At 57.7% G+C, this 26,916-nt stretch carries 27 protein-coding genes; 9 read left to right on the top strand and 18 right to left on the bottom strand.

From position 1 onward, the window contains the following. Window positions 1-54: 54 nt before the first annotated feature. The 8 genes from Q4481_RS02230 to Q4481_RS02195 form a co-directional block, all read right to left on the bottom strand. The gene (locus tag Q4481_RS02230) at window positions 55-1,242 is read right to left on the bottom strand and encodes a hypothetical protein (protein ID WP_304374632.1); all 1,188 of its coding nucleotides are present in this window, start codon (window positions 1,240-1,242) and stop codon (window positions 55-57) included. Between the two features lie 258 nt (window positions 1,243-1,500). Then, on the bottom strand, window positions 1,501-2,673 hold the full coding sequence (locus Q4481_RS02225) for a calcium-binding protein (protein WP_304374631.1): 1,173 nt from the start codon (window positions 2,671-2,673) through the stop codon (window positions 1,501-1,503). A 40-nt stretch (window positions 2,674-2,713) separates the two neighbouring features. After that, a complete protein-coding gene (locus Q4481_RS02220) occupies window positions 2,714-3,151 on the bottom strand; it encodes a hypothetical protein (protein WP_304374630.1) in 438 nt (145 codons plus the stop codon). 437 nt (window positions 3,152-3,588) lie between these two features. Further along, the gene (locus tag Q4481_RS02215; RefSeq protein ID WP_304374629.1) at window positions 3,589-4,755 is read right to left on the bottom strand and encodes a calcium-binding protein; all 1,167 of its coding nucleotides are present in this window, start codon (window positions 4,753-4,755) and stop codon (window positions 3,589-3,591) included. 145 nt (window positions 4,756-4,900) lie between these two features. Further along, window positions 4,901-5,635: a metallophosphoesterase family protein gene (locus Q4481_RS02210; protein ID WP_304374759.1), complete on the bottom strand. Its 735-nt coding sequence runs from the start codon at window positions 5,633-5,635 to the stop codon at window positions 4,901-4,903. Between the two features lie 14 nt (window positions 5,636-5,649). After that, window positions 5,650-6,006 (bottom strand): hydroxyisourate hydrolase, encoded by a 357-nt coding sequence (uraH, locus tag Q4481_RS02205; protein WP_304374628.1) that lies wholly within the window; start codon window positions 6,004-6,006, stop codon window positions 5,650-5,652. Beyond that, window positions 6,003-6,503, bottom strand: a complete 501-nt coding sequence (locus Q4481_RS02200; protein WP_304374627.1) for an ureidoglycolate lyase — start codon at window positions 6,501-6,503, stop codon at window positions 6,003-6,005. The genes uraH and Q4481_RS02200 overlap by 4 nt, the downstream gene beginning before the upstream one ends. Before the next feature lie 29 nt (window positions 6,504-6,532). Then, on the bottom strand, window positions 6,533-6,940 hold the full coding sequence (locus tag Q4481_RS02195; protein ID WP_304374626.1) for a winged helix-turn-helix transcriptional regulator: 408 nt from the start codon (window positions 6,938-6,940) through the stop codon (window positions 6,533-6,535). A 119-nt stretch (window positions 6,941-7,059) separates the two neighbouring features. Here Q4481_RS02195 and Q4481_RS02190 point away from each other — a divergent pair, with 119 nt between their 5' ends. After that, the gene (locus tag Q4481_RS02190; protein ID WP_304374625.1) at window positions 7,060-7,623 is read left to right on the top strand and encodes an NADPH-dependent FMN reductase; all 564 of its coding nucleotides are present in this window, start codon (window positions 7,060-7,062) and stop codon (window positions 7,621-7,623) included. A 53-nt stretch (window positions 7,624-7,676) separates the two neighbouring features. Here Q4481_RS02190 and Q4481_RS02185 read toward each other — a convergent pair whose 3' ends face one another. After that, window positions 7,677-8,162, bottom strand: a complete 486-nt coding sequence (locus Q4481_RS02185; protein WP_304374624.1) for an EF-hand domain-containing protein — start codon at window positions 8,160-8,162, stop codon at window positions 7,677-7,679. A 127-nt stretch (window positions 8,163-8,289) separates the two neighbouring features. Beyond that, window positions 8,290-9,324: a glutamine synthetase beta-grasp domain-containing protein gene (locus tag Q4481_RS02180; protein WP_304374623.1), complete on the bottom strand. Its 1,035-nt coding sequence runs from the start codon at window positions 9,322-9,324 to the stop codon at window positions 8,290-8,292. Window positions 9,325-9,744: 420 nt separating this feature from the next. Here Q4481_RS02180 and Q4481_RS02175 point away from each other — a divergent pair, with 420 nt between their 5' ends. The 4 genes from Q4481_RS02175 (at window position 9,745) to Q4481_RS02160 (ending at window position 14,052) form a co-directional block, all read left to right on the top strand. Then, window positions 9,745-9,942: a DUF2735 domain-containing protein gene (locus Q4481_RS02175; protein WP_304374622.1), complete on the top strand. Its 198-nt coding sequence runs from the start codon at window positions 9,745-9,747 to the stop codon at window positions 9,940-9,942. Window positions 9,943-10,327: 385 nt separating this feature from the next. Beyond that, window positions 10,328-12,163, top strand: coding sequence for a methyl-accepting chemotaxis protein (locus tag Q4481_RS02170; protein WP_304374621.1), 1,836 nt, complete (start codon window positions 10,328-10,330; stop codon window positions 12,161-12,163). A 306-nt stretch (window positions 12,164-12,469) separates the two neighbouring features. Continuing rightward, window positions 12,470-13,603: a serine hydrolase domain-containing protein gene (locus Q4481_RS02165; RefSeq protein ID WP_304374620.1), complete on the top strand. Its 1,134-nt coding sequence runs from the start codon at window positions 12,470-12,472 to the stop codon at window positions 13,601-13,603. 218 nt (window positions 13,604-13,821) lie between these two features. After that, complete coding sequence (locus Q4481_RS02160; protein ID WP_304374619.1) at window positions 13,822-14,052, top strand: DUF2798 domain-containing protein; 231 nt, start codon at window positions 13,822-13,824, stop codon at window positions 14,050-14,052. A 40-nt stretch (window positions 14,053-14,092) separates the two neighbouring features. On the opposite strand, the gene Q4481_RS02155 is transcribed toward Q4481_RS02160, so the two are convergent. Beyond that, window positions 14,093-14,785, bottom strand: coding sequence for a helix-turn-helix transcriptional regulator (locus tag Q4481_RS02155; protein WP_304374618.1), 693 nt, complete (start codon window positions 14,783-14,785; stop codon window positions 14,093-14,095). Between the two features lie 125 nt (window positions 14,786-14,910). On the opposite strand from Q4481_RS02155, the gene Q4481_RS02150 reads away from it, so the two are divergent. Then, window positions 14,911-15,363 (top strand): YqfO family protein, encoded by a 453-nt coding sequence (locus Q4481_RS02150; RefSeq protein ID WP_304374617.1) that lies wholly within the window; start codon window positions 14,911-14,913, stop codon window positions 15,361-15,363. Next, window positions 15,360-16,241 (top strand): DMT family transporter, encoded by an 882-nt coding sequence (locus Q4481_RS02145; RefSeq protein WP_304374616.1) that lies wholly within the window; start codon window positions 15,360-15,362, stop codon window positions 16,239-16,241. Before Q4481_RS02150 ends, Q4481_RS02145 begins: the two co-directional genes overlap by 4 nt. Window positions 16,242-16,316: 75 nt before the next feature. On the opposite strand, the gene alc is transcribed toward Q4481_RS02145, so the two are convergent. Next, window positions 16,317-17,348, bottom strand: a complete 1,032-nt coding sequence (gene alc / locus Q4481_RS02140) for an allantoicase (RefSeq protein ID WP_304374615.1) — start codon at window positions 17,346-17,348, stop codon at window positions 16,317-16,319. Between the two features lie 2 nt (window positions 17,349-17,350). Beyond that, window positions 17,351-17,839, bottom strand: a complete 489-nt coding sequence (uraD, locus tag Q4481_RS02135; RefSeq protein WP_304374614.1) for a 2-oxo-4-hydroxy-4-carboxy-5-ureidoimidazoline decarboxylase — start codon at window positions 17,837-17,839, stop codon at window positions 17,351-17,353. Window positions 17,840-18,223: 384 nt separating this feature from the next. Here uraD and Q4481_RS02130 point away from each other — a divergent pair, with 384 nt between their 5' ends. Next, window positions 18,224-20,038 carry a methyl-accepting chemotaxis protein gene (locus Q4481_RS02130; RefSeq protein ID WP_304374613.1) on the top strand — a complete coding sequence of 605 codons (1,815 nt, stop codon included), beginning with the start codon at window positions 18,224-18,226 and terminating at the stop codon, window positions 20,036-20,038. Between the two features lie 77 nt (window positions 20,039-20,115). On the opposite strand, the gene Q4481_RS02125 is transcribed toward Q4481_RS02130, so the two are convergent. The 3 genes from Q4481_RS02125 to Q4481_RS02115 all read right to left on the bottom strand — a co-directional run bounded on the left by Q4481_RS02125 (window position 20,116) and on the right by Q4481_RS02115 (window position 23,268). Continuing rightward, a complete protein-coding gene (locus tag Q4481_RS02125) occupies window positions 20,116-20,814 on the bottom strand; it encodes a calcium-binding protein (protein ID WP_304374612.1) in 699 nt (232 codons plus the stop codon). 257 nt (window positions 20,815-21,071) lie between these two features. Next, window positions 21,072-21,989, bottom strand: coding sequence for an allantoinase PuuE (puuE, locus tag Q4481_RS02120; RefSeq protein ID WP_304374758.1), 918 nt, complete (start codon window positions 21,987-21,989; stop codon window positions 21,072-21,074). A gap of 82 nt (window positions 21,990-22,071) precedes the next feature. Beyond that, window positions 22,072-23,268, bottom strand: a complete 1,197-nt coding sequence (locus Q4481_RS02115) for an NAD(P)/FAD-dependent oxidoreductase (protein ID WP_377352602.1) — start codon at window positions 23,266-23,268, stop codon at window positions 22,072-22,074. Between Q4481_RS02115 and mnmC2 the strand changes: the two genes are divergently transcribed. Continuing rightward, entirely contained in the window at window positions 23,267-23,971 is a 705-nt protein-coding gene (mnmC2, locus tag Q4481_RS02110) for a tRNA (5-methylaminomethyl-2-thiouridine)(34)-methyltransferase MnmC2 (protein WP_304374610.1), read from the top strand. The two genes, Q4481_RS02115 and mnmC2, sit on opposite strands and share 2 nt — an antisense overlap. 23 nt (window positions 23,972-23,994) lie before the next feature. On the opposite strand, the gene Q4481_RS02105 is transcribed toward mnmC2, so the two are convergent. Next, window positions 23,995-25,188, bottom strand: a complete 1,194-nt coding sequence (locus tag Q4481_RS02105; protein ID WP_304374609.1) for a calcium-binding protein — start codon at window positions 25,186-25,188, stop codon at window positions 23,995-23,997. A gap of 221 nt (window positions 25,189-25,409) precedes the next feature. Further along, window positions 25,410-26,678: a calcium-binding protein gene (locus Q4481_RS02100; RefSeq protein WP_304374608.1), complete on the bottom strand. Its 1,269-nt coding sequence runs from the start codon at window positions 26,676-26,678 to the stop codon at window positions 25,410-25,412. Between the last annotated feature and the right edge of the window lie 238 nt (window positions 26,679-26,916).

The raw sequence follows: 26,916 nt of genomic DNA, 5'->3' as shown, positions 1-26,916 counted from the left end.
TGCCAGGCGCAGCATCTGCCGCACCTGGCATAATCTGTTCATTGAATTGTGGGCTCAGACGAAAAAGTCGGCGTCTGTGATCTGGTTCTTGTGGACGTTCTCGATAATCATGGTCGTCCCGTCATAGGTGATGACGAGATCGTCGCCGACATTGACCCCATGCTGCTTGACGAACTGCAGATTGGTCAATTCGGTATCGACAGCGAGAATAAGTCCATCGACACCGTCCTTGAAATCGCGAACGATTTCCTTGTCGCCATTGGACTTGAAGTAGAAGCCGTCCGCGCCAATACCACCGCGAAGAATATCGTTGCCGGCGCCTCCCCAGAGCGCATCGGCCTGACCGCCGCCGTTGAGCTTGTTGTTTCCGCCGTTCCCGAAAAGGACGTTGGCATCGCCATTGCCTTCGCCGTTGATATTGGCGTTGCCGGTCAGGTAGAGCTCTTCGAAATTGGCACGCAATGTCCAGCTGGCACTCGAATAGACACTGTCACGGCCTTCGTTTGCGAATTCATCGATTGCAACTTCGGTTGCGCTGTCGACATAATAGTCATCGTTGCCATCTCCTCCATAGACGGTTGCGCTGACCGTACCGCCACGATTGACGAAAATGTCATCGGCATCGCTGAGAATAGCGCCGTAGCTGATCTCACCGAAATTCTTGAACGTGACGCCACTCTTGGCGGCAGACATATCGACTGCTTCGTTGCCGGTGATCGTGCCGTAGTTGATGACCGTGCCACTATCCGATCCGAGATAGATACCTGCATTGTTGGTGCCGCCGGAAATTGTTCCACGGTTGATGAAGGTGGTGTTTTCCCCCATGATGTTGACGCCATACTGCGCCCCCGAAATATCACCGCGGTTGACGAAGCGGCTTTCGTCGCCGCCGAGATAGAGACCGCTCAGCGTCGTCCCCTCGATGGTCCCGGAATTGGTCGCCTTTTGGCCGTCGCCATAAAGAACCAGGCCGGCGGAGCCTGTAATGCTTCCGGTTTTGGAAATCGTAAAGCTGTCTGCCGCGCCACCGCCAGTGCTGTAATCGCCGACAATCATTCCGGTGCCGGCGGAAACAACGTCGCCCGCAATGGAGAAGGTACGGCCGGTCACAGATGCGGCGGCAAAGATTCCAGCATTGGAACCGCCGACATTAACGATGACGCCGTCATCCAGGAGGTAATCGGTATTTGCGGTATTGGCCGTGACAGTAGAGGATGAATTGGTGATGTGAACTTGCGCCATGATGGAACCTCTCTTCGTGTCGCAGAATGTGTGATGTTCTTTTCACAGCAGGACGCTTCAATCGTGTTTCGTATTCTTCGCATTTTTGTTTCATTTGTTTCAGAAAACCCCGGCGGGGAGGCTCATCCCGCCGGGGTCGCTTTCTGACCGTCTGGTTGCAAAGGGGATGGTCAGAAACTGAAATCGGAGCGGACTGCTCCCTTAAGCGGGGCTTTCTTCATTGGCACATGAGCCTCAAAGCAACGCTGGAGCAACGATCTAACCGAACAGGAAATCGCCGGCGTCGAGTTCGCCCTTGGTGACGCCTCGAAGGATGATCCAGTCGTCACCGGCATGGATTTTCACGCCATCGTCCAGCACCTCGAGATGGTGGCTTTTCAGGTCGTTGATCCCGGTGATCGCCTTCCAGCCACTGAGATCGAGCTTGTCGAGATCATTCTCGAAATCGAGAATCACGTCATGCCCATGGCCGGTGGCGAATTCGAACAGATCCGCGGCCTCGCCACCGGAGATCTTGTCGCTGCCGCGATTGCCGGCAATGGTATCCGCGCCGCCCTCCCCCTTGAGAAGGTTGTTACCGCCATTGCCCGTGATCTCATTGTCCTGATCATTGCCGACAGCGCGATTGTTCTTTTTGCCCACGAGCACAAGATCTTCGAAATTGTCAGCCAGCGTCCAGGAGATCGCGCTCCGGACCGTATCGTCACCGCCACCGAAAGACTCTCGCAGCGTCGTTCCGGTAGCCGAGATGACGAACGTATCATTGCCGACGCCGCCATCAACCAGACCCGAATGCTTGCCGCCCTTGAAGACGAACGTGTCGTTGCCGCCCGAAAGCCAGACATCGCCCAGAAGATTGCCGCTATTGGTGACACGGTCGCCGGCATTGGTGAGATACATGGCCGAGTACTGGCCCGCGATAACGCCCCGGTTGACGATCACGGCCCCCTCGGCCGCATCGCCGGTCAGGTAGATACCGTGGATACCTGCGATAAAGCCATCATTCGTGACATTCACATCCGGCCGTCCGTTGATTCCGACGCCGGTTGCCGTGATCTGGCCTTCGTTTTCAATGGTCGCGGCATCATTGGCAATGATGCCAGTCTGGCCAGAAATCACACCGGCATTGTGGATCTGATGGCTCTCGCCATAGGCAACCAGAGCCGTGCCCTTTTCGGATCGAACATAGCCGGTTTCACCGATCTCGAAGCTGCAGGCTTCGACGGGCGCATTGTACTGGCCACCCATGATGGCCGCTTTCGCACCCTCGACATATCCATTGATCAGAAAGGACCGGCCGGTGAGCGTGCCGCTCAGCGTGATGCCATAATCGACGCCGTCCACCTTTTCATCGGAACGGAGGATGTATCTTGTGTTGGCCGTATTTGCCTGAAACTCGGCGCTTCTGTTGCCGATGAAATAGTTCGCCATGGATATATACCCTTTATCTGGTCCTGGGCATTTCGATGCGCTAATGTTGCGGCCGCGGGCTTGATGGCGGCGGCGCGACCAGACCTGAGGTGAACAGATCGGGTGACAGCGACCGGAGACGAGCAGCCTTCTCATCAAGTCCGTTGCGTTGGATAACGGGAGGCTCGAACCCGGGCTCAGAGCGATGCGCCGCCTCGCTCCGCGCATGCCAGAGCAGCAGCACGAAAAGAGCGAGTGCCAGGATGGAAACCGCAAGCGACATGAAGGCGATGAGAGCCAGCAAGCTCGCCACACGCACGGCCGATTGCGCATTCGCAATTTCGATCATCGACTGTGGCATCGACACCAGTAGCGGTTGCTCGGGCCTCGATTGGGCTGCGCTGCGAACCGCATAGGTCCTCAAATTGCTGTTGGCGGCCACGCGGACCGCACAATCGGGTTTGGCAATCACCCGCGTCATGGCTGATAACATGTTCATTTTCGTTCCCCTTGCATTGAAGTCAGCATAGGTTCGCTTTGTTTCACCTCAATTTCGAATTTTGGGGAGTTTGTTTCAATTGTTTCAGCGGTGACCGGTTTTCGCCAATAAGCTGTCAGGTTCCATTCCGTATTTGCGAGGAGCCTGGGGAGATGGCCAGAGCCTGGTCGGTCGTCGGCGCGGGAACCAGGCGCGGTTTCCACCGCATCAATGGCATGGCGCCACGACTGTCATGTTCCTGATACAAAGTGCGGCTAATCCGGTAGCAGAACGTACCGGTCGCCCAGGCTCCCGGTACGGCAAAGTCTTGAGCCGGTCATCCGGCCTCATGAACCTGCGAAGCGCCTGTCTCCCTGCCAGGTGCCACAGCTGGCATCCGGCCTGCAGCTGCGGGCCGGAATTGCCGCTTTAATACACTACCGCTTCACACTCGGGGATCAGACTACGAAATCACTCGAGGTCAGATCCGCCTTCTTCATATCTTCGATCGTCAGCGTGTTGGCACCAAAGGTAATGACGAGATCGTCACCGCTGACGCTGACATGGTCCTGCTTGAAGGTTGCGAAGTTGGACAGATCGACACCCTGCAGCAGAATATGGTCGATCCCGTCTTCGAAGCCGCGGACGCGGTCATCGCCCCCGGTCTTGCTGAAAACGAATATGTCGGCGTCCGTGCCTCCGATCAGCAGATCGTCACCGGCGCCGCCATTCAGCCGATCCGATCCGGCCTTGCCGACAAGACGGTTGTCTCCCGCATTGCCGATGATCGTGTTGTTAAGTGCATTGCCGGTTCCATCCGTATCGCTGTTGCCGAGAAGCGCCAGTTTTTCGAAATGTTCCTTGAGCGTATAGTCGACCGTCGACTTGACGAGATCGTCGCCCTGCCCGGCATTTTCGAAGATGCGGGTCGCGGCGCGGTCGACAATATAGACGTCATTGCCATCATCGCCGTAAACATCGGCCTTGAGTGTGCCGCCACGATTGTCGAACTGGTCCTTGCCGCTTCCCAGGAAGACCGTGCCCTTGATCGTACCATGGTTGATCAGGATTTCCCGGCCTGAATCACCATGGAAGGAGACGCTGGCCGACTGGATCAGACCGTCATTGACGAAACGACTCGACTGGCCATCCACCGACGTGATGCTGATGGCCTCATAGGTGCCGTTGATGATGCCGCTTTCGGCATTGTGAAGTTTCAGGTGGTTGCCTTCATAGACAAGACCATATCCGGCTGCAATGACACCGGAATTCTCGACGGTTGCGAAATCGGCCTTGACCACGAGCGCATTGGCGGCGGCGGCAAGCCGGCCGGCATTGGAGAAGGTGGCATTGTCGCCAAACAGGCCGACACCGTTGTTGCCGTCGACAATACCTGTCTTGCCAACCGTGATATCGGCATTGGCGCCGTTTGAATTGATACCATAGGACGCTTCGCCATCGACGAAACCGTTCACGACGATTTTCGAATTGTTATAGGCGTTGCTTTCGTAGATGCCGTTTGACGCAGCGTGGATGCTGCCGAAACGCGAGATGATCCAGCTATCGCCAGAGGCATCAACCGAAATCGTGGAATTCGTGGATCCGCTGAACACATGTTTTGCCATTGTCTATTCTCTCTCCAAGCGGGTTGAGCGCTGACCGGCAGAGGCCGGGATGCGCGGGCTTGGCGCTGATCTAGAACAAATGGCAGATGTTTGTGGTCACCCGGGGAACAGGAGCGGAAGGCGCATCAGCATAAGCGCGCCAGTCTCAAACGCGCCCGGAGGCGAGCACACGGGCCCAATCCGGGCGACCGCGTTGCTCCGCAAGCCTCGCCATTGCCGCATGGTCGTAGCGGATCTTGCGGAAAGATGGCAGCCAGTCGCCATCGACCCTCTCGATCACCGCATAAGCGGCATGCGGGGCTCCGGCCTCGACCTTGTGATAGTTCGAGCGGCCATCATCATAACCGGGACAACCGACACTGCCGGGATTGACGATCAGCCGACCACCGGAAATCTCGATCAGGCGCGGCACATGCGAATGACCGCAGAGAATGAGCGATTGCGGAATACCCTCGGCAATGGCTTCGATCTCGTCCTGTTCCTTGAGGTGCACGATGCCGTTCGTCACCGTTTCCAGCCAGTAATAGGTGTCGCGCTGAGGCGTGGCATGGCAGAGGAACACGTCATCGTTCCAGACCCGGCTCATCGGCTGGTCGCGCAGCCAGTCGAGATGGTGGGGCTGAAGCGTCAGCATCGCATCGGCTTCCCAATCGCCCATCGCCTCGGGGGACTGTTCGAGCAGATAGCGATCGTGATTGCCGAGAACGCAGGTCATGGCGCGTGCCATCAAAAGCTCGGCCGTGCGGCCGGCTTCGAGCGGACCGGAAAAGTGATCGCCCAGATTGATGATCTCGGTAATGCCGAGCCGATCGATATCGGCAAGCACCGCTTCAAGGGCAGCCGCATTGCCATGAATGTCGGCGATGACGGCGAAACGCAAACCAGGCACCGCCTTCAGCTGCCACGATAGGTGGAATAGCCATAGGGCGAGATCAGCAGGGGCACATGGTAATGGCCCGCCACTTCGGAAATGCCGAAACGGATTGGAATGAGATCGAGGAACAGCGGATCGGAAAGCTTGAGCCCGGTCATCCGCAGATAGGCGCCGGCATGGAAGAGCAGTTCGTATGTGCCCTTGCGGAAATCCTCGCCGGAAAGAATGGGGCCACCATCAATACGCCCGTCGGCGTTGGTGCGCACGGTCCTGATATACTCCTTCACTTCCTCATTGATGCGGAAAAGATCGATCATCATGCCTTTGGCGGGAATGCCGAGAGCCGTATCGAGAACATGCGTGGTCAGACCTGTCACAGCTGGAACTCCGGGATCACATAGGGTTCAGAGAAGAAATGCTCCTCGAGATTATGGCCGGGGCCGGCACGGTCCACAACAAGAAAATCGCTGACACCACCGATCGCCATCAACGGATGATGCCAGACATTGGCGCGATAATTGACGCCCTGATCACCCCGCGCCAGAAAGACGACCGGCTGGCCCGGCTTTCCACCTTCGTCTTCGGCAACAACCACCAGCCAGGGCCGGTATTGCAGCGGATGAAAGCTCTGGCTGCCGAACGGGTGCCGTTCCATCATATCCACAGAATAGGGGAAGCGGCGTGGCTGACCGCGGAAGATATTGAGGATGACCGATGCCCCCTCGCCCAGCGTTTCGGCAGTTCCCAGCGCATGAAACCGCTCGGTGGTGCCGCCATTGATCAGCCGCATGGTGGCAGGATCGGCCTCAATGACCTGACCGAAGGGCTTGAAGGCGTCCTGCGTGAGCGGGCGTATGGAAAGTTCCTGCGACATGGTGTTCCTTGCTGATACGGATGAGGTGATCATCCATTGCCCCGGTCAAAACGAATCCGGGCGTCCTCGATTTCATCCTGATGCGAAAAGGCCCATTTTCCAAGAGCCGTCACGGGTTCGCGGAGGGAATGGCCAAGCGGCGAGAGCGCATAGACGACCTTGGGCGGAACGCTGTCGAAGACCGTGCGCGTAACCAGCCCATCGCGCTCGAGACCGCGGAGCGTGAAGGTCAGCATACGCTGCGAAATGCCGTGGACGGCACGCTTGATTTCGCCGAACCGGTGCGGACCCGATGCGAGGATCAGCACCACCATGACGCTCCACTTGTCGCCGATGCGGGAAAGGATGGAGCCCGCCAATCGACAATTGTCCGAACCAATATGGCGGCGGATGGCATCCTGTCCCTCCCCATCTTCGCGTTCGGATGATGGTAACATCAATGTGCCGTCTTGCATGGATCGGTCGTGCCTTTAAATAGGTATCGGTATCAAATTTATACCATTGTTCGGCAGCCAACAAGGATGCCCAAAACCCATCTTCTGAAGAGGATAAAAGAGTGACCCTCAAGCTCAACATCATCATCGGCAGCACCAGACCCGGTCGCGTCGGCCCCAAGATCGCCAGCTGGTTCAAGGACTTCGCAGCCTCGCACGGCAAGTTCGATGTCGAACTGGTCGACCTGGCCGATTTCAACCTGCCGCTTCTCGATGAGGCTGCGCACCCCCGTATGCAGAAATACGAGCATGAGGCGACCAAGCGCTGGAGCCAAAGTGTTTCGGCTGCCGATGCCTTCATTTTCGTCACACCGGAATATGATTTCTTCCCGCCGGCCTCGCTGGTCAATGCCGTGCAATGCCTGCTTGTCGAATGGGGCTATAAGCCGGCCAGCGTGGTCAGCTATGGCGGCGTTTCCGCCGGTCTTCGTGCGACCCAGGGCCTGCGTCAGTTGCTCAACAACGTCAACATGATGCCGATTCCGCAGACGGTTCCGCTGCCCTTCTTCCCGAATTTCCTCAAGGAAGACGGTTTCCAGCCCAACGACCAGGTGATCGAGGGTACGACGCTGATGCTGAACGAACTCCACAAGTGGGCCGGCGCCCTGAAACCGCTGCGCGGTTAACCTCCTGGAGCCAAAGGCGCCGGATCATCCGGCGCCCCTGCCTTTTGCCAGGTTTATTGCCAACCGCGACGCTGGGCCCGGAATTCCCATGGCGTGACCTGCCCATCCTTGTCGGTGTCGGCTGCCTCGAAGCGAGCCTTGCCGGCTGCGATGAATTCGGCCTTGGAGACCTTGCCGCTCTTGTCGACATCCATTTCACCAAAGCGGGCCTTCTTGCGATCCTGCATCATTTTCTGGCGGGCTTCGTTCTGCCCGAGCTGCGGCCCCATGCGAACGGCCATGAATTCTTCCATGGTCAGTTCGCCATCGTCATCAGCATCCATGGCCGCATAGACGGATTCGACCTGGTCGGCTGCCTCATCGGCGCTGATGATACCATCATCGTTGCTGTCGATGGCGCCGATCCGGTCCATCATCGCCTGACGACCGGGACCGTTTCCGCCGCCCCAGGGGCGCCAGTTCTGATTATCCTCCGCCATCGCCGGTGCGGCAACGAAGGCGGACAGGATCATGGCTGCGAACAGTCTTTTATGTTTCATGGCTAAATCCTCCTTGTGGATGAATTCAGCTTATACATATTATTTTTTCTATGTATGATTCAGATCAAGCAACGAAAACGGCGCCGGGTTGCCCCGGCGCCGCTCAAGATCAATTGGTCGGATCCGATCAGGCCGCAGCAGAAGCGGCGGTCGGGACTTCCGAAATGGTCTTCAGAACCTGCGAAGCGATCTGGTATGGGTCGCCCTGGGAGTTCGGACGACGATCTTCCAGATAGCCCTTGTAATCGTTCTTCACGAAGGAATGCGGGACGCGGATCGAGGCACCACGGTCAGCAACACCATAGGAGAACTGGTTCCACGGAGCGGTCTCGTGCTTGCCGGTCAAACGCATGTGGTTGTCCGGACCGTAAACGTCGATATGCTCTTTCCAGTTCTTGGCGAAAGCAGCCATGAGAGCTTCAAAATAGGCCTTACCGCCGACTTCGCGCATGAACTTGGTGGAGAAGTTGCAGTGCATGCCCGAACCGTTCCAGTCGGTGTCGCCGAGCGGCTTGCAATGCCATTCGATGTCGATGCCGTACTTTTCGCACAGCCGCATCAGCAGGTAGCGTGCCATCCAGATTTCGTCGGCAGCCTTCTTGGAGCCCTTGCCGAACACCTGGAATTCCCACTGACCCTTGGCCACTTCGGCATTGATGCCTTCGTGGTTGATTCCGGCAGCGAGGCAGAGATCAAGATGCTCTTCAACGATCTGACGGGCGATATCGCCAACGTTCTTGTAGCCGACGCCGGTGTAGTACGGGCCCTGCGGAGCGGGATAACCTGCATCCGGGAAGCCGAGCGGACGGCCGTTCTTGTAGAAGAAATATTCCTGTTCGAAACCGAACCAGGTGTCCGGATCGTCGAGAATGGTGGCACGGCTGTTGGACGGATGCGGGGTAACGCCATCCGGCATCATCACTTCGCACATGACCAGAATGCCGTTCGAGCGGGCCGGATCCGGATAAAGCGCAACCGGCTTCAGCACGCAATCGGAGCTGCGGCCTTCTGCCTGATTGGTCGACGAGCCGTCGAAGCCCCAGTAGGGAAGCTCGGCAAGCGACGGGAAGACATCGAATTCTTTGATCTGCGTCTTGCCGCGAAGGTTGGGAACCGGGGTGTAACCGTCGAGCCAGATATACTCGAGTTTATACTTCGTCATTGATCGTCTTTCGTCGTTATCACGTTGAACACAACCCGTCGGAATGCGGCAGCAGGACCAGCGATCAAGACCGCCGCAGACAGATGCCTCCTTCGATGCATATAGCGTGCCAGATTCAAAATAGGCCTCGCGCATCTACAGGAAACCGACAGAATCTCTCGCGGCTGCGACCAACCGCCACGGGATTCACAGGCGGACCGCAAGGATTCCGTCTCACACCGTCCGAGTCTCGCAAAAACGACAGCCTAAAAAACGCTCACCTGGCAATTAGCAGGTCCGAATGCGACTGCGCTGCCTATTATTTAATCTGCCACTGAACTTTTTTCAGGCATTCAGAATATTCCCCATGCAATCAATCTTGAAGTGTGCTACAAAGATACCATCTTTCGAAAATCAGAGAAAAAACGAGGAAACAGAGCTATGAAAGCCAATACGCACCAAGGTTCAGCCCAGATAATTCCTTTTCCTGGTCGATTTCGTGACGGAAATCGCGAAAACCGCGAATTTTCGAATTTTTCCGACGCGAAATCTACAACCCAGATTTGCGCGGAAGCCCTCGACGGAAACTGGTATCACAATGATGCGATCAAGGACGCAGCCAAGCCGCTGAACTCCTGATGACACGTGAATACCAATCCGCTTCAGTCCGAAGGCAAAGGCAGCGCCAAGGCGCAACTTCTGGCACGATATTCGTTCTGCCCGACCGGGCCCTGAGCATTCGGGCAGAACAGTAAGAATTCACTTTCCGTCATTTTGCTAATATTTCGGAAAGGTTTCCCGCTTACATTCCAAATTCGTGATTTACGCGGTTTGCGTTTGAAAAATCCGCAAATCTATTATTTTTGAATCACAAGAACTCGTTATTCCATTATCAACCAATCCTTAGCCACCAGCCGCGATTGTCGGAGCACCCTGGTTCGGCATGAGGCCTGTTCATCATCGAGAATTCCGTCTCGACAGCAGAAAGATGAACGGAACCGGCGACACTGTTTGCCGAGGACAAATGAAAAACCTAAAAATTTCCAGACAGCTTTTCCTGCTGGTCGGCGCGATGATGCTCGCATTCGCCGCCGCCATTTTCTTCCAGATCCGCTCTTCGTCGAATGCGATCTATTCCGAACGGTTCGACATGCTGCGCACGCAGGTTGAATCCGGCCTGTCGGTACTCAAGGCATTCCACGACCGCGAGGTTGCCGGCGAAATGACCCGCGAACAGGCGCAAAAGGCCGCCTACGCACTGTTGAGCAAGGTGAAATTCGAGCCCAACGGCTACCTGTTCGGCATGGACTACGATGTCGTGCAGGTTTTCCATCCCAATCCCAAGAATGTCGGCACCAAGCAGAAGGGCCTGCCGGACAAGATGGGCAACATGTTCCGCGACCAGATGGTTGACAAGGGACGCAATGGCGGTGGCATTACCGAATATTACTGGGAAAAGCCCACCAACCCTGATGGCGACGTCTATCTGAAGGCCGCCTATACGAAATCGTTCGAGCCCTGGGGCATCATCGTCGGCACCGGTGTCTATATCGATGACCTAGAGGTGCAGGTGAACGCCATGGCCAACGAAGCGATCGGTATCGGCCTGGTCATTGCCGTGCTGGCGCTTGCCTCGGCCTGGTACGTTATCCGCGGCATTTCCAAACCGCTTGCCGATATCCACCATGCCCTCACCCGCGTTGCCGATGAGGATGTTGCGATTGCCATTCCCCATACCGGTCTCGGCAACGAAGTCGGCATGATGGCACGCGCCACGGAATCGCTGCAGCAGAAGGTGCGCGAACGCCATGCGATGGAACGGCGCCAGGAAGAGCAGCAGCAGCAGCTCGATCGCGAACGCCAGGCCAATGTCGACATGCAGAAGGATGAGACCGAACAGCAGGCGCTGGTCGTCTCGACCATCGGCCGCGCTCTCGAACAGCTGGCACGCGGCGACCTGACCGTCCGATGCGACGATCTCGGCCGTAAATATGCGACGCTGCGCGACAATTTCAACGAAGCGCTCGGCCATCTCGAAGCGGCCATGGGCCGTGTCTCCGCCAAGGGTGTCGATATTGCCGGCTCCAAGGACGAGATCCGGCGCGCCTCCGGCGAACTGTCGCAGCGCACCGAACGCCAGGCGGCCAATCTCGAAGAGACGTCGGCGGCTCTCGACGAACTGGCCGTGGCCGTCCGCCACACGGCGGAAGGCGCTCAGGAAGCCGCGAACCGGGTGAACACCATCTCCGGCGAAGCCAACCGCTCCGACCAGGTGGTGGCGCAGGCCATCGGCGCCATGAGCGGCATCGAGAAATCCTCTTCGGAAATCTCGAAGATCATCGGCGTCATCGATGAAATCGCCTTCCAGACCAACCTTCTGGCGCTCAATGCCGGCGTCGAGGCCGCCCGCGCCGGCGAAAGCGGCAAGGGTTTTGCCGTCGTCGCCCAGGAAGTGCGCGAACTGGCTCAGCGCTCCGCCGCTGCCGCCAAGGAGATCAAGGAACAGATCTCCAATTCCTCGAGCCAGGTGCAGAATGGCGTCCAGCTGGTCGGCGAGGCCGGGGAAGCGCTCAAGCGTATCTCCGACCAGATCAAGGCTGCGAGCGATATCGTCACCAAGATCGCCCATTCGGCGAGCGAGCAGGATACGACCCTGCGTTCGATCTCCTCGTCGATGAACCAGCTCGATGCCGCCACCCAGCAGAATGCCGCCATGGCAGAGGAAACCACCGCCTCCGCCGAGACGCTGGCCAACGATACCGAAGAACTGCTCAACCTCATCCGCAGTTTCAAGGTCTCGTCGAGCTCGCAGGGCAGCCAGCTCGGCCATATGGCGCAGCGCATGCGCATGGCGGGATAAGCCCGGCACTTTAAAAATCAGCACCACTCAACCGCCGGCGGAAACGTCGGCGGTTTTTTGTTGCAGGCTGCCGGCATCGCGGGCGTTGGAAGTGCCTCGCTCTTTTATGACGACCCCTCCCCCTTGTGGGGAGGGGTTTATTCTTAGCCCATGGAGGAGTTAATCCTCAGGCAACAGCTTGCGCCCGGAAACACACGGACGTGCCGCACTACATAAAACTTTTTCCTGAACGATCGTATAGAATCGCTTGCCAGAGGTGCGTCCGATTTGCCAGTCTGGTCCCATAATCACACTCTGGGGGACAGAATGGACCGCGCGACATTTACTGCAAATCTTTTCAGGGGCGCCGATCAGCGCCAGAATTTTCAGACGATGAAGGACATCTTTCCGACCTCGACGATGACGCCATCGCCGACACCGGCCCCCTTTGCCGAGGGCGACAGGATCACCCTGCCCGACCAGCATCTGTTCGAAGGAAGCGCGCGCAATTCTGCCGATTTTCTCGCCGCCACCGATACGATGGCGCTTCTGGTTTTGAAGGATGGCAAGGTCGTCTATGAAAACTATGCCGACTGGGGTGGTGCCGACAGGCACTGGATGTCGATGTCAGTGGCGAAAAGCTTCATTTCCGCCACCATGGGCATTGCGGTCGATGAGGGCCTGATCGGGTCGATCGAGGAGAAGGTTACGGACTATCGGCCGGAATTTGCGGGTTCTGCCTATGACGGCGTGCGCATCAAGGATGTGTTGCAGATGTCGTCCGGCGCCCAGTGGAACGAGGATTATTCCGATCCGGAATCCGATATCGTGCGCTTTGCCACCGTCATGGCCTCGGGTTCAAGTTTCGATGGCTTTGCGCCGACCTTGCCGCGGGCGCGCGAACCGGGCAGCTTCAATCTCTACAATTCCACCGACACCCAGGTTCTTGGCATGGTGCTGACCAAGGCGGTCGGTCGGTCGATCACGTCCTACATGCAGGAAAAGCTCTGGCACCCGCTCGGCATGGAAAATCCGGGCTACTGGATCACTGACGATTTCGGCATGGAAATGGCCTTCGGCGGCCTTAATGCAACGGCGCGCGACTATGCCAAGATCGGCGAACTGTTCCGCAACAAGGGGATCGCCAATGGTCGCCGCATCGTTTCAGAAGACTGGGTCACGGCATCGGTGACGCCGGATGCGCCGCATCTCATGCCGGGCGACACCGGCCTTTCGGATTCCCTGCTCGGTTACGGCTATCAATGGTGGGTGCCGGAAGGCGATGAGGGCGAGTATTCCGCCATCGGCGTCTATAACCAGTTCGTCTATGTCAATCCGACGCGCAATGTTACGATCGTCAAGCTGTCCGCCAACCAGAATTACGGCGCCAGCAACGACGAGAAGAGCTACCGCGAATTCGAGACCTTCGCGCTTCTGAAGACAATTGCGCACAGAACCTGAGCGACCTGCGGCGTGCCGCAGGACTTGACTTTGGTCAGGTGGCTGGACTAGGACCGGACTTGCCGAAAAAATTTCAGGCTGGTCCGGTTATTCCAGTCCTTGCATCCGCAAGATCTAGTCGCTCGACGCGAACCCACGGCGCCTCCTTCATTTCGAAACCGGGAGGCGCTTCGGATGCTCCCAATCCCTGGCGTCTCCCCAAAAAATGGAAAGACACCATGGTACAGAAACGCACAATGATTATCGCGCAGATCCTCATCACCGGCATGATGGCTCTTATCATGTCCGGCATCATGAGCATGATTGCAATCGGCCCCAACGAAATCTGGCTCAAGGCCTGGCCGCACCAGTTCATCATCGCCTGGCCGATTGCCTTTATCGTCACCCAGTTCGTCGGCCGCTTCGGCTTTTTCCTTGCGGGCAAGATGACGGGTGCGCAGGCGCATTGACCAAAGACCGGGCCCGCAGCAACCACGCCCGCGGACCCGATTAACCGATCGAGGACCACGGGTTTCTGGATTGCCATTCGGCATGCAGCCTTTCGCGCTGACCGCGGAAGGTTTCATCCAGTAGATCGCATTCCGATATCCGATCTGTGCGGAAATGGCGGAAATCTCCACGCAACTCGCACCATGCGACGAGAATGACGCTTTCGACATAATAGACGAGCGCGATCGGCCAGACGATGCGCTCAGTGCGGCTGGCTTCGGCGTCTTTGTAGGCAAGAGAGAGTTTGGTTTCCCGCCGGATCGCCTTTCGCAACAGCGAAACATCGATGGTCGATGCTGGTACGGCATTCCAGCGCGACACATGCAGATCCGCCCGGTCAAGCCGCCCACCGAGCCTTTCGGCCAACATGTCGTCGATCTTCACGCGGGCGCTGGCAGCGGCGGTGCTCAGTCCCGTATCGCCTGTCCGGCCCAGCAAGGAAAGGCCGACCATGATCGACTCCACCTCATCCGGCGTGAACATGAGGGGAGGCAATTCATAGCCTTCGCGCATGATATAGCCAATGCCCGCCTCGCCTTCGACGGGAACCTTCATGGCCTGCAGGCTGACAAAATCCCGGTAGACAGTTCGTGTGCTGACTTCCAGCAACCGCGCGATCTCCGCAGCCGTCAGCGGGCGGGAGGCACGCTTCAGCAGCCGGATGATTTCAAACAGTCGCGTCGACCGACCCATCTTATACGTCCTGTACAGCCACCCGCCCGAAAAGCGTTTCCGTTTCAACATAGGACTGCTGACAGGCCGTGTCAGCAACCGCATTCTATCCTGCCCCTCACACAAATATTGAAAGAGGAGCCGCAATGCAGGAATTTGAAACCAGATCGGTCCGGATGGAAACCATGCAGCTTCTCAGGGTGCAGGCGCCCTGCGAAGATGTCGAACGGATCATGCGGGGCGTGGTGGCGATCACGCCGCTCGTCATCGGGCATTATGACAGCAATGCCTTTCAATCCAGCGCAGGCACGGAACGCTACCGCCCCCTGGATGGCGCTGCAGCAGGTGCCGAACCCGGCGTGCGGCTGCGGCCAGGCGTGGTGGAACTCTCGTTCGAGCTTCCTTGCGACCGGCTGCTCGTCGAGCAGGTGGTCGAAACGATCTTCCAGCTCCATTCCTATCAGGAGCCGGTCATCCGGCTTGAAACGATTCTGGCGAGCCGCTCGAAAAATCTCGATGACAGCGCAAACCCGAACCGCTGGTGGAACACAACCGGCGACTGGATGCAAAGGCGGCCAGATCGGACGGCCGGCACATGAGCTCTTCCCGCTACCAGATTGGCCTTTTACTCGTCTTTGCGTCGGCCGTCGCCTGGAGCCTGGCCGGCTATTTCACCCGGCTGATTGAACTCGACAGCGGAACCATGCTGGCATGGCGAGGCATTTTCGGCGCCTTGGGCATCATGACCGTCATCGCCATTGGTCAGGGTCGTGACCTCTGGCAGCAATTCGCCGGCCTTCAAATGTCGGGCTGGCTGTTTGCCATGATTTCCGCCGCCGGTATGATCCTGTTCATCACATCACTTGAACGAACAACCGTCGCCCATGTTTCGATCATCTATGCGACGGTTCCTTTCCTCGCTGCAGCATTGGGATGGATCGTTCTGCGGGAGCGTCCGTCGCGGGAGGCGATCTTCACCAGTCTGGCCGCCCTGGCCGGTGTTGTGATCATGGTCGGGGCCAGCGGCGAAGGCAGTGTTGCGGGGGATATCCTGGCATTCGGGATGACGCTTTCAATGGCGGCGATGATGGTGATCGCCCGTCGCATGGACGCGGCGCCTGTGCTGCCGGCGGCATGCCTGTCCGCGCTCCTCAGTGGTCTCGCCTGTTGGCCATTCGGCGCCCCCATGGCTGTGACGAGCCAGGACTTGCTGCTCCTGGCCCTGTTCGGCCTCGTGAATTCGGCGGCAGGCCTTATCCTCTTCACGCTCGGAGCACAGCGTCTACCGGCCATCGAGACCGCTCTGATCGGTGCGCTCGACGCTCCTCTCGCCCCCTTCTGGGTCTGGCTCGCTTTCGGCGAAACACCAGGTCCTGCCAGCATCACCGGCGGCCTGCTCGTCTTTTGTGCCGTCGGCATTCACGTCACGCGCGAAGCCAGCCGAAAGAAGGGCCTTGCAACCGATCGGAGCCACTGAGCGGGCACGCCGGAAGTGAATTTTTCTGATATCATTCTGTTCGGGCTCAAATCCACGACTTGAGCCCGACAGTCGTCAGGCTTGTTTTGTTCCAATCAGTCGCAGGCGCATCGTACCGCCATCCGGATGCATGGCATAACGGACATGGGTGACGGGGCCGATTTCGGCGACATCAGCTCCCTCGAAATTATGGATCGTGTCGGCAGCGAGTTTCTTGCGGCCGAGAATCGGCTTCCACTGTTCGGAGGCAGCAATTTCGGCGTCACTTAGCGTATCGCCGAGATCGGGCAGATAGGCGCCGAGCAGTTCGCAGGTGTCGGGGAAATTGCCCTTGTAGAAATGGGTGTCGACCGTGACCTTGCGGATGATACCGGCATGGCCGAGGCGGATGATCGCCCAGTCGTGTCCCGGCCCGCGGCGGCGCTTGGTTTCCCAGCCATCGCCCATATTGTTGCCGCGACCCGGCTCAAGCATCTTGTCGGGATGGCCGTAATGGGCATCCGACCAGGCGAGCGACTTGCCGCCATGGAAGATGTAGCCAAGATCGATTTCTTCACCAGCGCCCACACGTGACCAGTCGAAGGCGGCAGTGCCATAGACCCTCAGACGTGCGACACCGCCATCGGGATAGATATGCAGGCGGATATGGGTCCAGACCCGGTCGCGATCGGCATTTTCGAAAAAATGGTGCGACGAGGCGCCGAGCGGCGCCTTGGCGACCAGTTCGGTCCAGAGGGCATCGTCGTTCGGGTCGGGATCACCATCCGGGCTATAGGCGGCCTCGACCGAGGCGAAGGGCGGATAGTTGCCTGTGAACCAGTGGGTGTCGATATCGAAACCGGCGATGCGCCCTGCCATGGCAAGACGGATGACGGCGTGGTCATGGCCAGCGACGCGCTTGCGGCGGCTTTCCCAGCCATCCATGTATTTGCCATTGTCATCATAAAGGGCCGGATCGAATTCCGGCAACGCATCGGACAACATCCGCGACAGGGGCGCAAAAAACTCGTCGGTCGCAAACAGGGCACGGGCGCCGAGGCGCGCGGATGCAAGGTTGACGGCGCCGGCTGCGAAAGCCGGCAACTCTTCGGTGCCGATCATGATCATTGTCAGAATTCCATGGCGTTGAGGCGGAGCGTGGCGATTTTTTCCACCTGATGGCAGGCAGTTTCGAACTCCACCGCGTGAGAATGATGGATGCGATTTTCGAAGGCATGCAGGATCTCATGCCGGTCGAGCCCTTTCACCGCGATGATGAAGGGAAAACCAAAACGGGCGTGGTAACGGGTATTGAGATCGGTGAAGCGGGCAAATTCGGCCTCCGTCAGCCGATCGAGCCCCGCACCGGCCTGCTCCGCCTTGCTGTCGGCGGTCAACTGATCTGCGACTGCGAGTTTGCCCGCAAGATCGGGATGGGCCTTCAGGACAGTCAGACGCTCTGCTTCGCTTGCGGCGCGAAACTGTTCGCAGAGCATTCCTGCGACCGTTTCGGCATCGAGCTTTTCCGGCAGTGGCCCCTTGTCGAAAGCACGTTCGGCGATCCAGGGCGAATGTTCGAAAACGCCGCCAAAACGCGCGACGAACTTTTCCCGATCCATGCCGGCCTCCCTGGATGCAATGCTGAATACCCGCAAAGTTATAGGACAATGGCACGAAAGAACAAGGGGCACGTGAGGCGTCAGCACTGTGCCAAGGTTAAATGGGATGGCTTTGCGTAAGTTTCAACATACATTTCATCCCGCACCGGGCTCCGAAAATCCTTATCTATATTACTTTTACGAAATCTGACCCCGCTTAAATATTGATCGTTGGAAAGATTTGAAAATGCTGACAAAATCGATTTTTATAGATCTATAACTTAGAAATTGCCCAACAAATAAGCAGATTCACTACGATATATCACCCCTCAGAATCCACAGTTCAAATTTACGGCTTGTTTAAATTCGAATATTCAAATTTTAAGGGAAATGTAGAGAGGCCACATGAAAAATCTAACTGTTTCGCAAAAGATCTTCCTCCTTGCCGCGATGGCCATCACCATCATGGCAAGCGCGATGGTTTACCGCACTTTCGAGGCAACGGAAGCCATTGTTGCCGAGCGAAAGACCATGCTGGTCGGAATGAACGATGTGGCCGTCTCCATTCTTGAACAATATCACAAGCAGGAAGTGGCGGGCACGATGACGCGGGAGGCGGCCCAGAAGGCAGCAATCACCGAAGTCATGGCCCTGCGGTATGGCAAGGAAGGTTACTTCTGGATCAATGACCTCGATGGCATCATGGTTGCCCATGCGATGAAGCCGGCGATGAATGGCAAGAGCCAGCTCGACCTCAAGGATCCGAACGGGGTCTATATTTTCCGCGAAATGATCAAGGTGGCCAGGGAAAGCGGCGAAGGTTATGTCGATTACTGGTGGCCGAAACCGGGCAACGAGGATCCGGTACAGAAATATTCCCACATCAAGGCCTATGCGCCGTGGAATTACATCGTCGGCAATGGCGTCTATGGCGACGATATTGCCGCTATCCAACGCCAGGCCATGATCCAGACGGGGCTGATCATTCTGTTTGCCGTGATTGCCAATATCGGCTGCGCATTCGGTATCGGTCGGTCGATTTCCCTCCCCCTCAACAGGCTCAAGGATGTAATGGCTCGCGTCGCCCACAATGACACGAGCGAAGCGGTCCCGCATGTCGATCGCGGCGACGAGATCGGCAAGATCGCCGGTGCATTGGTTCTCCTGCGCAATTCGATGATCGAGCGCCAGGAACTCGAACGCAACAAGGATGCCCAGCAGGCAGCGATCGACGAAAGCCGTCGCCGTACCGAGGACGTCACGCGCGCCAGCCACGAAAAGCAGCAGGCTGTGGTGGCGCGCTTTGCCAAGGCATTCGAACAGCTTTCGGGTGGCGACTTGACCGTGCGCATCGACGAACTGCCGGGCGAATATCGCAAGCTCGGCGACGATTTCAACATGGCAATCGGCAATCTCAGCGAAACGATGGCCCGGATTTCCTCCTCAACCGGCACGCTGACGCGCTCGATCGACGAGATCAATGTCGCAGTCGGGCAGCTCTCGACCCGCACCGAAAGCCAGGCCGCCAATCTCGAGGAAACCGCCGCGGCGATTGCGGAAATCAGCAAGACCGTTCGGGACTCCGACACCAACATCAAGACGGCCCGCACGATGGCAAGCGAAGCCAAGACCGATGCAGCCACCTCCGGCGGCATCGTCAACCAGGCGATCGAGGCGATGGGGCGGATCGAGAATTCCTCGTCGCGCATCGGCGAAATTATCGGTGTGATCGACGAAATCGCCTTCCAGACCAACCTGCTGGCGCTGAATGCCGGTGTCGAGGCAGCGCGCGCCGGTGAAGCCGGCAAAGGCTTTGCGGTCGTTGCCCAGGAGGTGCGTGAACTCGCCCAGCGTTCGGCAACCGCTGCCCGCGAAATCAAGGCGCTGATCAACGAATCCTCAAGCCAGGTCGGCGCCGGCGTCGAACTGGTCGAAGCCACCGGCAAGGCCCTTTCCGGCATCGACCATCACGTCATCGGCATCAATGACGCCATCCTGCGCGTCGCAGCCCTCGCGCAGGAACAGTCGGCCGGCATCAGCGAGATCAATACCGCAATCAACCAGATCGACCAGATGACCCAGCACAATGCGGCGATGGTGGAAGAAACAACGGCAGCGACCATGACGCTCGCCGCGGAAGCGCAATCCTTGCAGGAGCTTCTCGCCGCCTTCCGGATTGGGATGCCCTCGCAACAACAGGCCCATCGCAGGGTTGCCTGAAGAACCGGATAGCACCAACTCAAACGGCCCCTCGCGGGGCCGCTTTCATTTCAGCAAAAGCGAGATTGCGTTCTTGTTCAGACTTGGAAATCCGCGCTCGTCACCTGCGTGGAAATGACGCCAACCAACGTGATCGTATGGCCGCCGCCGAAATCGACGAGCGTATCGGCACCGCCGTTAGCGGACTTGATCGTGTAACTCATCGATGCATCGATATCGATATAATCCTGGGCAAGGTTGCCGCCAACAGCATCGAAATCCTTGATCACATCCTTGCCATCGCCGGCATGGAAGACGAAATGGTCGGAGCCCGCCTGGCCATAGAGGATGTCGTTGCCCTTGCCGCCTTCGATATGGTCGTTGCCGGAGCCGGCCTTGACAGTATCCTTACCGGCACCGCCATAGATCTCATCTGAGATTAGGGAGCCGATGAATGTGTCGTTACCCTTGAGCGAGAATTCGTAGGCCGCTTCCACGCCACCCGATTTCAATACCGAAGCAAATGCCTTCGCGTCAACGCTTGCATTTTCCAGCTTGAGCAACGGCTGCGTATTGCTGGCCGAAAAGGTAACATCTGTGATAGTGCCGGCTGTAATGACGCCGAGCTTGTTGACGGCCAACTGCGAGCCTTCAATCTTTATCTTCTCCCCGCCATCCGCATCTGCATAAACGACGACATTCGACTTTGCGCGCTCGAGGGTAAGCGCGGTCGAATTGTAGAAATTGTCGAGATCGCCGTACATTCCGATACGGCTATAGAAGGTGATCTTGGCCATTGACTTCTCCCAGAAACAGCAGATTTGACACTCGAAGGGGCGCCCGCTGAAAGGATCGCCATTCTTGAAAGGAAGAGGTAGTTCAAGATTTATTCATGGTCAAATCAAATAAAAGACCCGAATAAACTCCTGCGGACTGTTTGATCGCCACACAAATATCAATTGCATGAAAAGTTGGCGCCCCAATATCAAGTATCGATGCACCTCGCCTGCCGTCGTTCGATATCGGATGCCAAGTGAATTCGTAGAGCACTTTGTCACCCTGGCTTGTGAAACTGGTGCCAGTGACGGGCGATATCGATCCTCCTCGGGATCCAGACCTTGTCATGCGACAGGACATAATCGAGAAACCGCTTCAGGCTTGCCGCACGACCCGGCCGCCCGACAAGGCGGCAGTGCAGGCCTACCGACATCATCTTCGGCGCGCCTTCCTCCCCCTCCTGCCAGAGCGTGTCGAACGTGTCCTTGAGATAGGTGTAGAACTGGTCGCCGGAGTTGAAGCCCTGCGGGGTGGCAAAGCGCATATCGTTGGTTTCGAGCGTATAGGGAATGATCAGGAACGGCTTGTTGTTCGGCCCCGGCACCCAGAAAGGCAGGTCGTCGGAATAGTTGTCCGATGAGTAGAGGAAGCCGCCCTCCTCCATCACCAGCCTCAGCGTATTGTCGGACGGCTTGCCCTGATACATGCCATAGGGGCGCTCGCCCGCAATTTCGGTATGCAGCCGTACCGCCTCGAGAATGTGCTGGCGTTCGATCTCTTCCGGATAATCCTTGTATTCATGCCAGCGATAGCCGTGCGATGCGATCTCCCAGCCGGCTTCTTTCATGGCCGCCACCGCTTCGGGATTGCGCGCCATGGCCAGCGTCACGCCGTAGACCGTTACCGGAACCTTGAGCCCGGTGAACATGCGGTGGAGGCGCCAGAAGCCGGCGCGGGAGCCATATTCGTAGATTGATTCCATGTTGAGATTGCGCTGGCCCGGCCAGGCTGCGGCGCCAACGATTTCGCTCAGAAGATTCTCGGAGGCGGGATCGCCATCGAGAATACAGCTTTCTCCGCCCTCCTCATAGTTGATCACGAACTGGACCGCGACATTGGCGCCGCCCGGCCATTTCGGATCGGGACTGTTGCGGCCATAGCCAACGAGGTCGCGGGGCGTGGAAATATCAACGATCATGGGAGCCTTCCTTCACTGCTGCAGTGCGAAAGCTAGAAAATGGCGGCACGTTTGTCGAGGCCGTTCATGGATAGGCAAGCTACAGGTCTTTCTCCATCTCCACGAGATGACCTTCCATTGTGAAGCTTTCCGGCAGGTCGCCCAGCCCGCGACCGCAAAGACTGTCGATCACACGCTCGGCCAGCCGGTGCGCGACGCCGAAGGAAATCTTGAAGCCGCCTGTCATGGCATGAATGTTGGAATGTCCGGGCACCGGGCCGATCATCGGATCGCGGCCGATCGCCTTGGGACGGATGCCGGCCCAGCGCTCGACCACAGGCGCTCCCCGCAGCGCCGGGATCAATTGCCTTGCCCGCTCGACAACCCGGTCCAGACCGGTATCGGTCGTTTCCGGATCGTCATAGCTGTTCTCCGAGGTCGAGCCGACGGCCACGCGTCCGCCCGTATGCGGCACAATATAGACGCCATCGAGAAAGACGACCGGAAGCGCCGGATCGAGATCGGCCGCCAGAAGGGCCGCCTGACCCTTGACGCCCTGCCCGAGCGGCTTCGGAAGCGGGGGCAGCAGTGTTTCCAGGATCGGGAAGCTTTCGACCCCGGCGGCCAGAACCGCTTGCGCAAAAAGAAGGGTCGTCTCCTTGCCGTCGCTATTCTTAAGGAGCGCAGAGCCCGCTTTGGCATCGATCCGGATCAATTCGCACTGTTCGAGAATACTGGCCTGGCGTTGCGCCTGAAGCCATGTTCTGAGCAATCCGGTCAACGCGCGCGGGTTTGCGCGGGCGGCAAGCGTATCCTCCACATAGCCGGCGGTTGCCAGGTCAGGCGCAACATAGTCCGCAATTGGCGGAACGTCTCCAACATGCCAGAAGAACCGACCCGATGGCTGGTTCCAGTTCACGAGCGCATCCTGTTGATGCCGTTCGGCGATCGTCCGCAAATGCGGCTTGGGAAGCGGAATGATGCGGCCCGATTGACGGTAGCGCGCACTCAGGCCCGTTTCGGCTTCCAGCGGCGCCAGTTCCTCTGCGAGCGCGGTCAGCGCATCGAACTGAAACTGTTTCTTCTTGTCCCAATTGTTCGGCATCCATGGAAAAAGCGCCCCGAGCAGGCCGCCGGATGCGCCCGAGCCAATCCTATGCCGATCGACAATCGTTACCGTCAAGCCCGTCTGCACCGCCTTGACCGCGGCCCACAGCCCCATGATGCCACCACCGACGACCAGCACATCCGCAGTCGATTGACCGATCGAGAAAAGCGCACTATCGGCTGGAGGCATGGACGAGGACATTGAAAAACCGCAGGGACTGGCGCTGGAATGGATCGAGGGCGATATGCCCTATTCGACCACATTTGGCGACCATTTTTATTGCCGCAGCGATGGACGCGCCGAATGCGGTCATGTGTTTCTAGCCGGCAACGGCTTGCCGGACCGTTGGCAGAATGGCGAACCTTTCCGGATCGGCGAACTGGGTTTCGGAACCGGGCTGAATTTCTGCGAGACTTTTAGGCAGTGGCGCGATGCAGGATCGCCCTGCCCGCTTCACTTCACCTCCTTCGAACTCTTTCCGATGGATAGTGCGACGATCGACAAGGCGTTGTCGCGCTGGCCGGAGATAGAGGCCGAACATCGCGCACTTGTCGCCGCCTGGCCCGATCGACGCGAAGGTTTGATCCGGATCGATTTTGACGACAGGCTTCGCCTCGATGTGGTGGTCGGCGATGCTGGCGCCAATCTTGGCGAAAGCGATAGCCTGTTCGATGCCTGGTATCTCGATGGATTTGCGCCCTCGCGCAACCCCGCCATGTGGTCGGCCGAACTGATGCAGGCCGTCCATGATCATACCGCGCCGGGCGGCACATTTGCGACCTATGCGGCGGCGGGATTTGTCCGTCGCAATCTGCAGGCGGCCGGCTTTGCGGTGGAGCGCCCGCCCGGCTTTGCGGGCAAGCGCGAAATGCTCAAGGGCCGGCGTGCCTGACGCGCGCAACCGGCCCAAAGGCATCAGAAGCTGAAGTCGAAGAAACTCAGTTCCGTCTTGTCGGTGTCTTCGAGGATCAGCTTGAAGGCACCCGAGGTGATGACGAGATCATCGCCCGACACCGTCATGTGATTGCGCTTGAGATCGGTGAAGGAATTGATGCCGCTCACATCGGCGATATCGATATGATCGATGCCAGCCGTGAAATCCAGAATCCGGTCCTGACCATCCCCTGATGCGAACACGAACTTGTCGGCGCCATAGCCGCCGGTGAGCCGATCGTTGCCTGTCCCACCTTCAAGCGTATCGGCGCCGCCGTTGCCGAACAGCCTGTTGGCGCCGGAATTGCCGGTAATGACATTGTCCTTGACCGTGCCCTTGCCGGTGAGGCCCGAAGAGCCGATCAGCGTCAGGTTCTCGAAATCGGTTTTCAGCGTGTAGTTGACCGAGGATTTCACCTCATCGATACCTTCGCCAGCCTTTTCAAACAGGACCACATCGGCGGAGGAGATGATATAGGTATCGTCGCCGTTTCCGCCCATGACGGAACCGGTGATCGAACCATTTTCACCATCGAACGTATCCTTGCCGGCGCCCATGGAAACATCGCCGAACGCCAGGCCGCGGTTCTTGAAGGTTTCGTTGCCGCTCCAGCCGTAGAAAACGAGATTGTCGGCGGTAATCGAGCCGAAATTCGTCACCTCGGTGACCTCATCGGTGTAGCTCTTCACCGTGATGCCATTGCCGGTGACGGTGATGCTGCCGGAACCATTGTTGATGATCGTGGTTTCGCCGATCGCGACGATACCATCGACATCCGATTGCGCCGACGGATGGGCCTTGATCATGCCATCGTTGAGAATGGCGTTGTTGTCGCCGTCGGAATAAATGCCGGTGCCATAGACATTCATGATGCCGGCATTGGAAACGGACTGGTCGTCGCCGAACAGCTCGACGCCATACCAGCCATTGATCGAGGCATTGCCGCCGACCGTGACCTCAGACCCGGTTCCCTGGATCGCAACACCGGCGGAGCCGTAGGAGATCGCGGTGATCGAGCCGTTCACCTCAACGAGATTGTCATGATAGCTGCCGCCCTCATGGATACCATGGCCATCAGGATTGTTGATGCTCGACCCTTCGGCGAGCGTCCAGGTTTCATTGTTGAGATAGACCTCGTACTGGTCATTGTAATTGTTCGGAATGGTCTTACCCATCGGAGCAGCCTCTGAAAGTTTGGTTCGTTGGCATTCTTTTCACGCGCGACTGTTTCAGCGCGATTTCGCGAAAACGGGATTTTTGTTTCAAACGTTTCAGCGACGGCGGTGGCCAGAATATCTTCCAACTGGAACGTCATGCCGACCCGATCAATAAGCCCGACGGGGAGGCTCATCCCGCCGGGCTTTCAACATGACACCCGGAGACGGGGCGCCATAACTTATCCGAACAGGAAATCGTCCGAACCGATATCGGCCAGTTGCTCGTTGTCGATAAAAAGCACATCGCCATGACCGAAGCGGATCACGACGTTGCTGCCTTCCTGCTTCATATGGCCGGAGACATCATCGTAGCTGTCGATGCCATCGAAGGTCCGAAGATCGATCTGGTCGAGCCCATCGGTAAAGTCAGTGATATGATCCTTGTCGAAATTCTGCCGGAACACAAACAGGTCCATCTGGGCGCCGCCGGTCAGCTTGTCGTTTCCAGCGCCCCCGATCAGCACATCCATGCCGTCCATGCCAAAAAGCTTGTTGGCACCGATATTGCCGGACAGTTTGTTGGCGAGCGCATTTCCGGTCGCGGAAAGATCGTTCTTGCCGATCAGCGCAAGATTTTCAAAATTGTCGCCCAACGTCCAGGAGACAGCGGAGCGAACGGTATCAAGGCCGCCATTTGCGGTCTCGTAGAGCGTCGTCAGACCGTTATCGATGATGTAGGTATCGTTGTTGTCCCCGCCGGCCACCTGATCACCGACGGTACCGCCGCGACCGTCAAACACATCGTTGCCGCCACCGAGATAGACGCCGCCCGACAGTTCGCCACGGTTGCGAACGATCTGCGTCGTCAGGCCTTCGAAGACATGAATGGCGGATGTCGTACCGGTGATCTTGCCGGTATTGATGATTTCGAGCCTTGTGCCGGTTTCTCCGCCGGACATGATGCCCATCTCGCCACCGGTGATCTCGCCATGATTGACGATAACGGCGCGCTCACTCGAATAGCCTGCCGCGCTGATCCCAAATTCGCCGCCGGTAATTTTACCATCGTTGACGACACGCTGTGCACCACCAAGGCTGATGCCGTAGCCGACGACGGAGATTGTGCCGTCATTGATAACGCGCCCGCGATCGCTCATCGTCGCAATCCCGACCATACCGGAAATCGCGCCATGATTGGTGATGGTCTGGCCGTTGGCGTAGTTGGTAATGCCATAATAGCCAGAAATGTTGGCACTCTTCTGGATGACTGCGTTCCCACCGCCGAGACCCGAAGGGTTGCCGATGGCGATGGCGATACCCTCGCTCAGGCTGGCATTGATGTTGCCTCGAATATCGAGGTTTCTATTTTCATGATCCGAGGTGGCATTGATGCCGTAGTCTTTCCCGGCAACCACAATATCTACATTTTCAGCCAGAACGAAATCGGTGTTGGCTTTGTACGCCTTGAAAGTCGTTTCACGGTCTTCGGATATAATAATCTTGGCCATCTGAGCCTCCGGGCAATCGAATTGGCGGCAAGCTATGAAGCGATTGTTTCATTTCTATTTCTGAAAATTGTTATCTTGTTTCCAGCAATACAATGTCGAAAACCGGATGATCCGCACACGAAAAACGCGTTTTTTTGTTGCGAAACACGCTTCGTCGATGCAATCAATACAGCGATTGACTGCGACCATCCCGAACTGGTGGGCTGAGCTTTGCGACCGAGAAACCCTGTTTCAATTG

Origin of the sequence: Fluviirhizobium alvei, assembly GCF_030551875.1 — a bacterium.
In the GTDB taxonomy this organism is placed as follows: domain Bacteria; phylum Pseudomonadota; class Alphaproteobacteria; order Rhizobiales; family Rhizobiaceae; genus Rhizobium_E; species Rhizobium_E alvei.
Note: the sequence above shows the minus strand (reverse complement) of the source record. Positions and strands in the feature narration are given on the sequence as shown.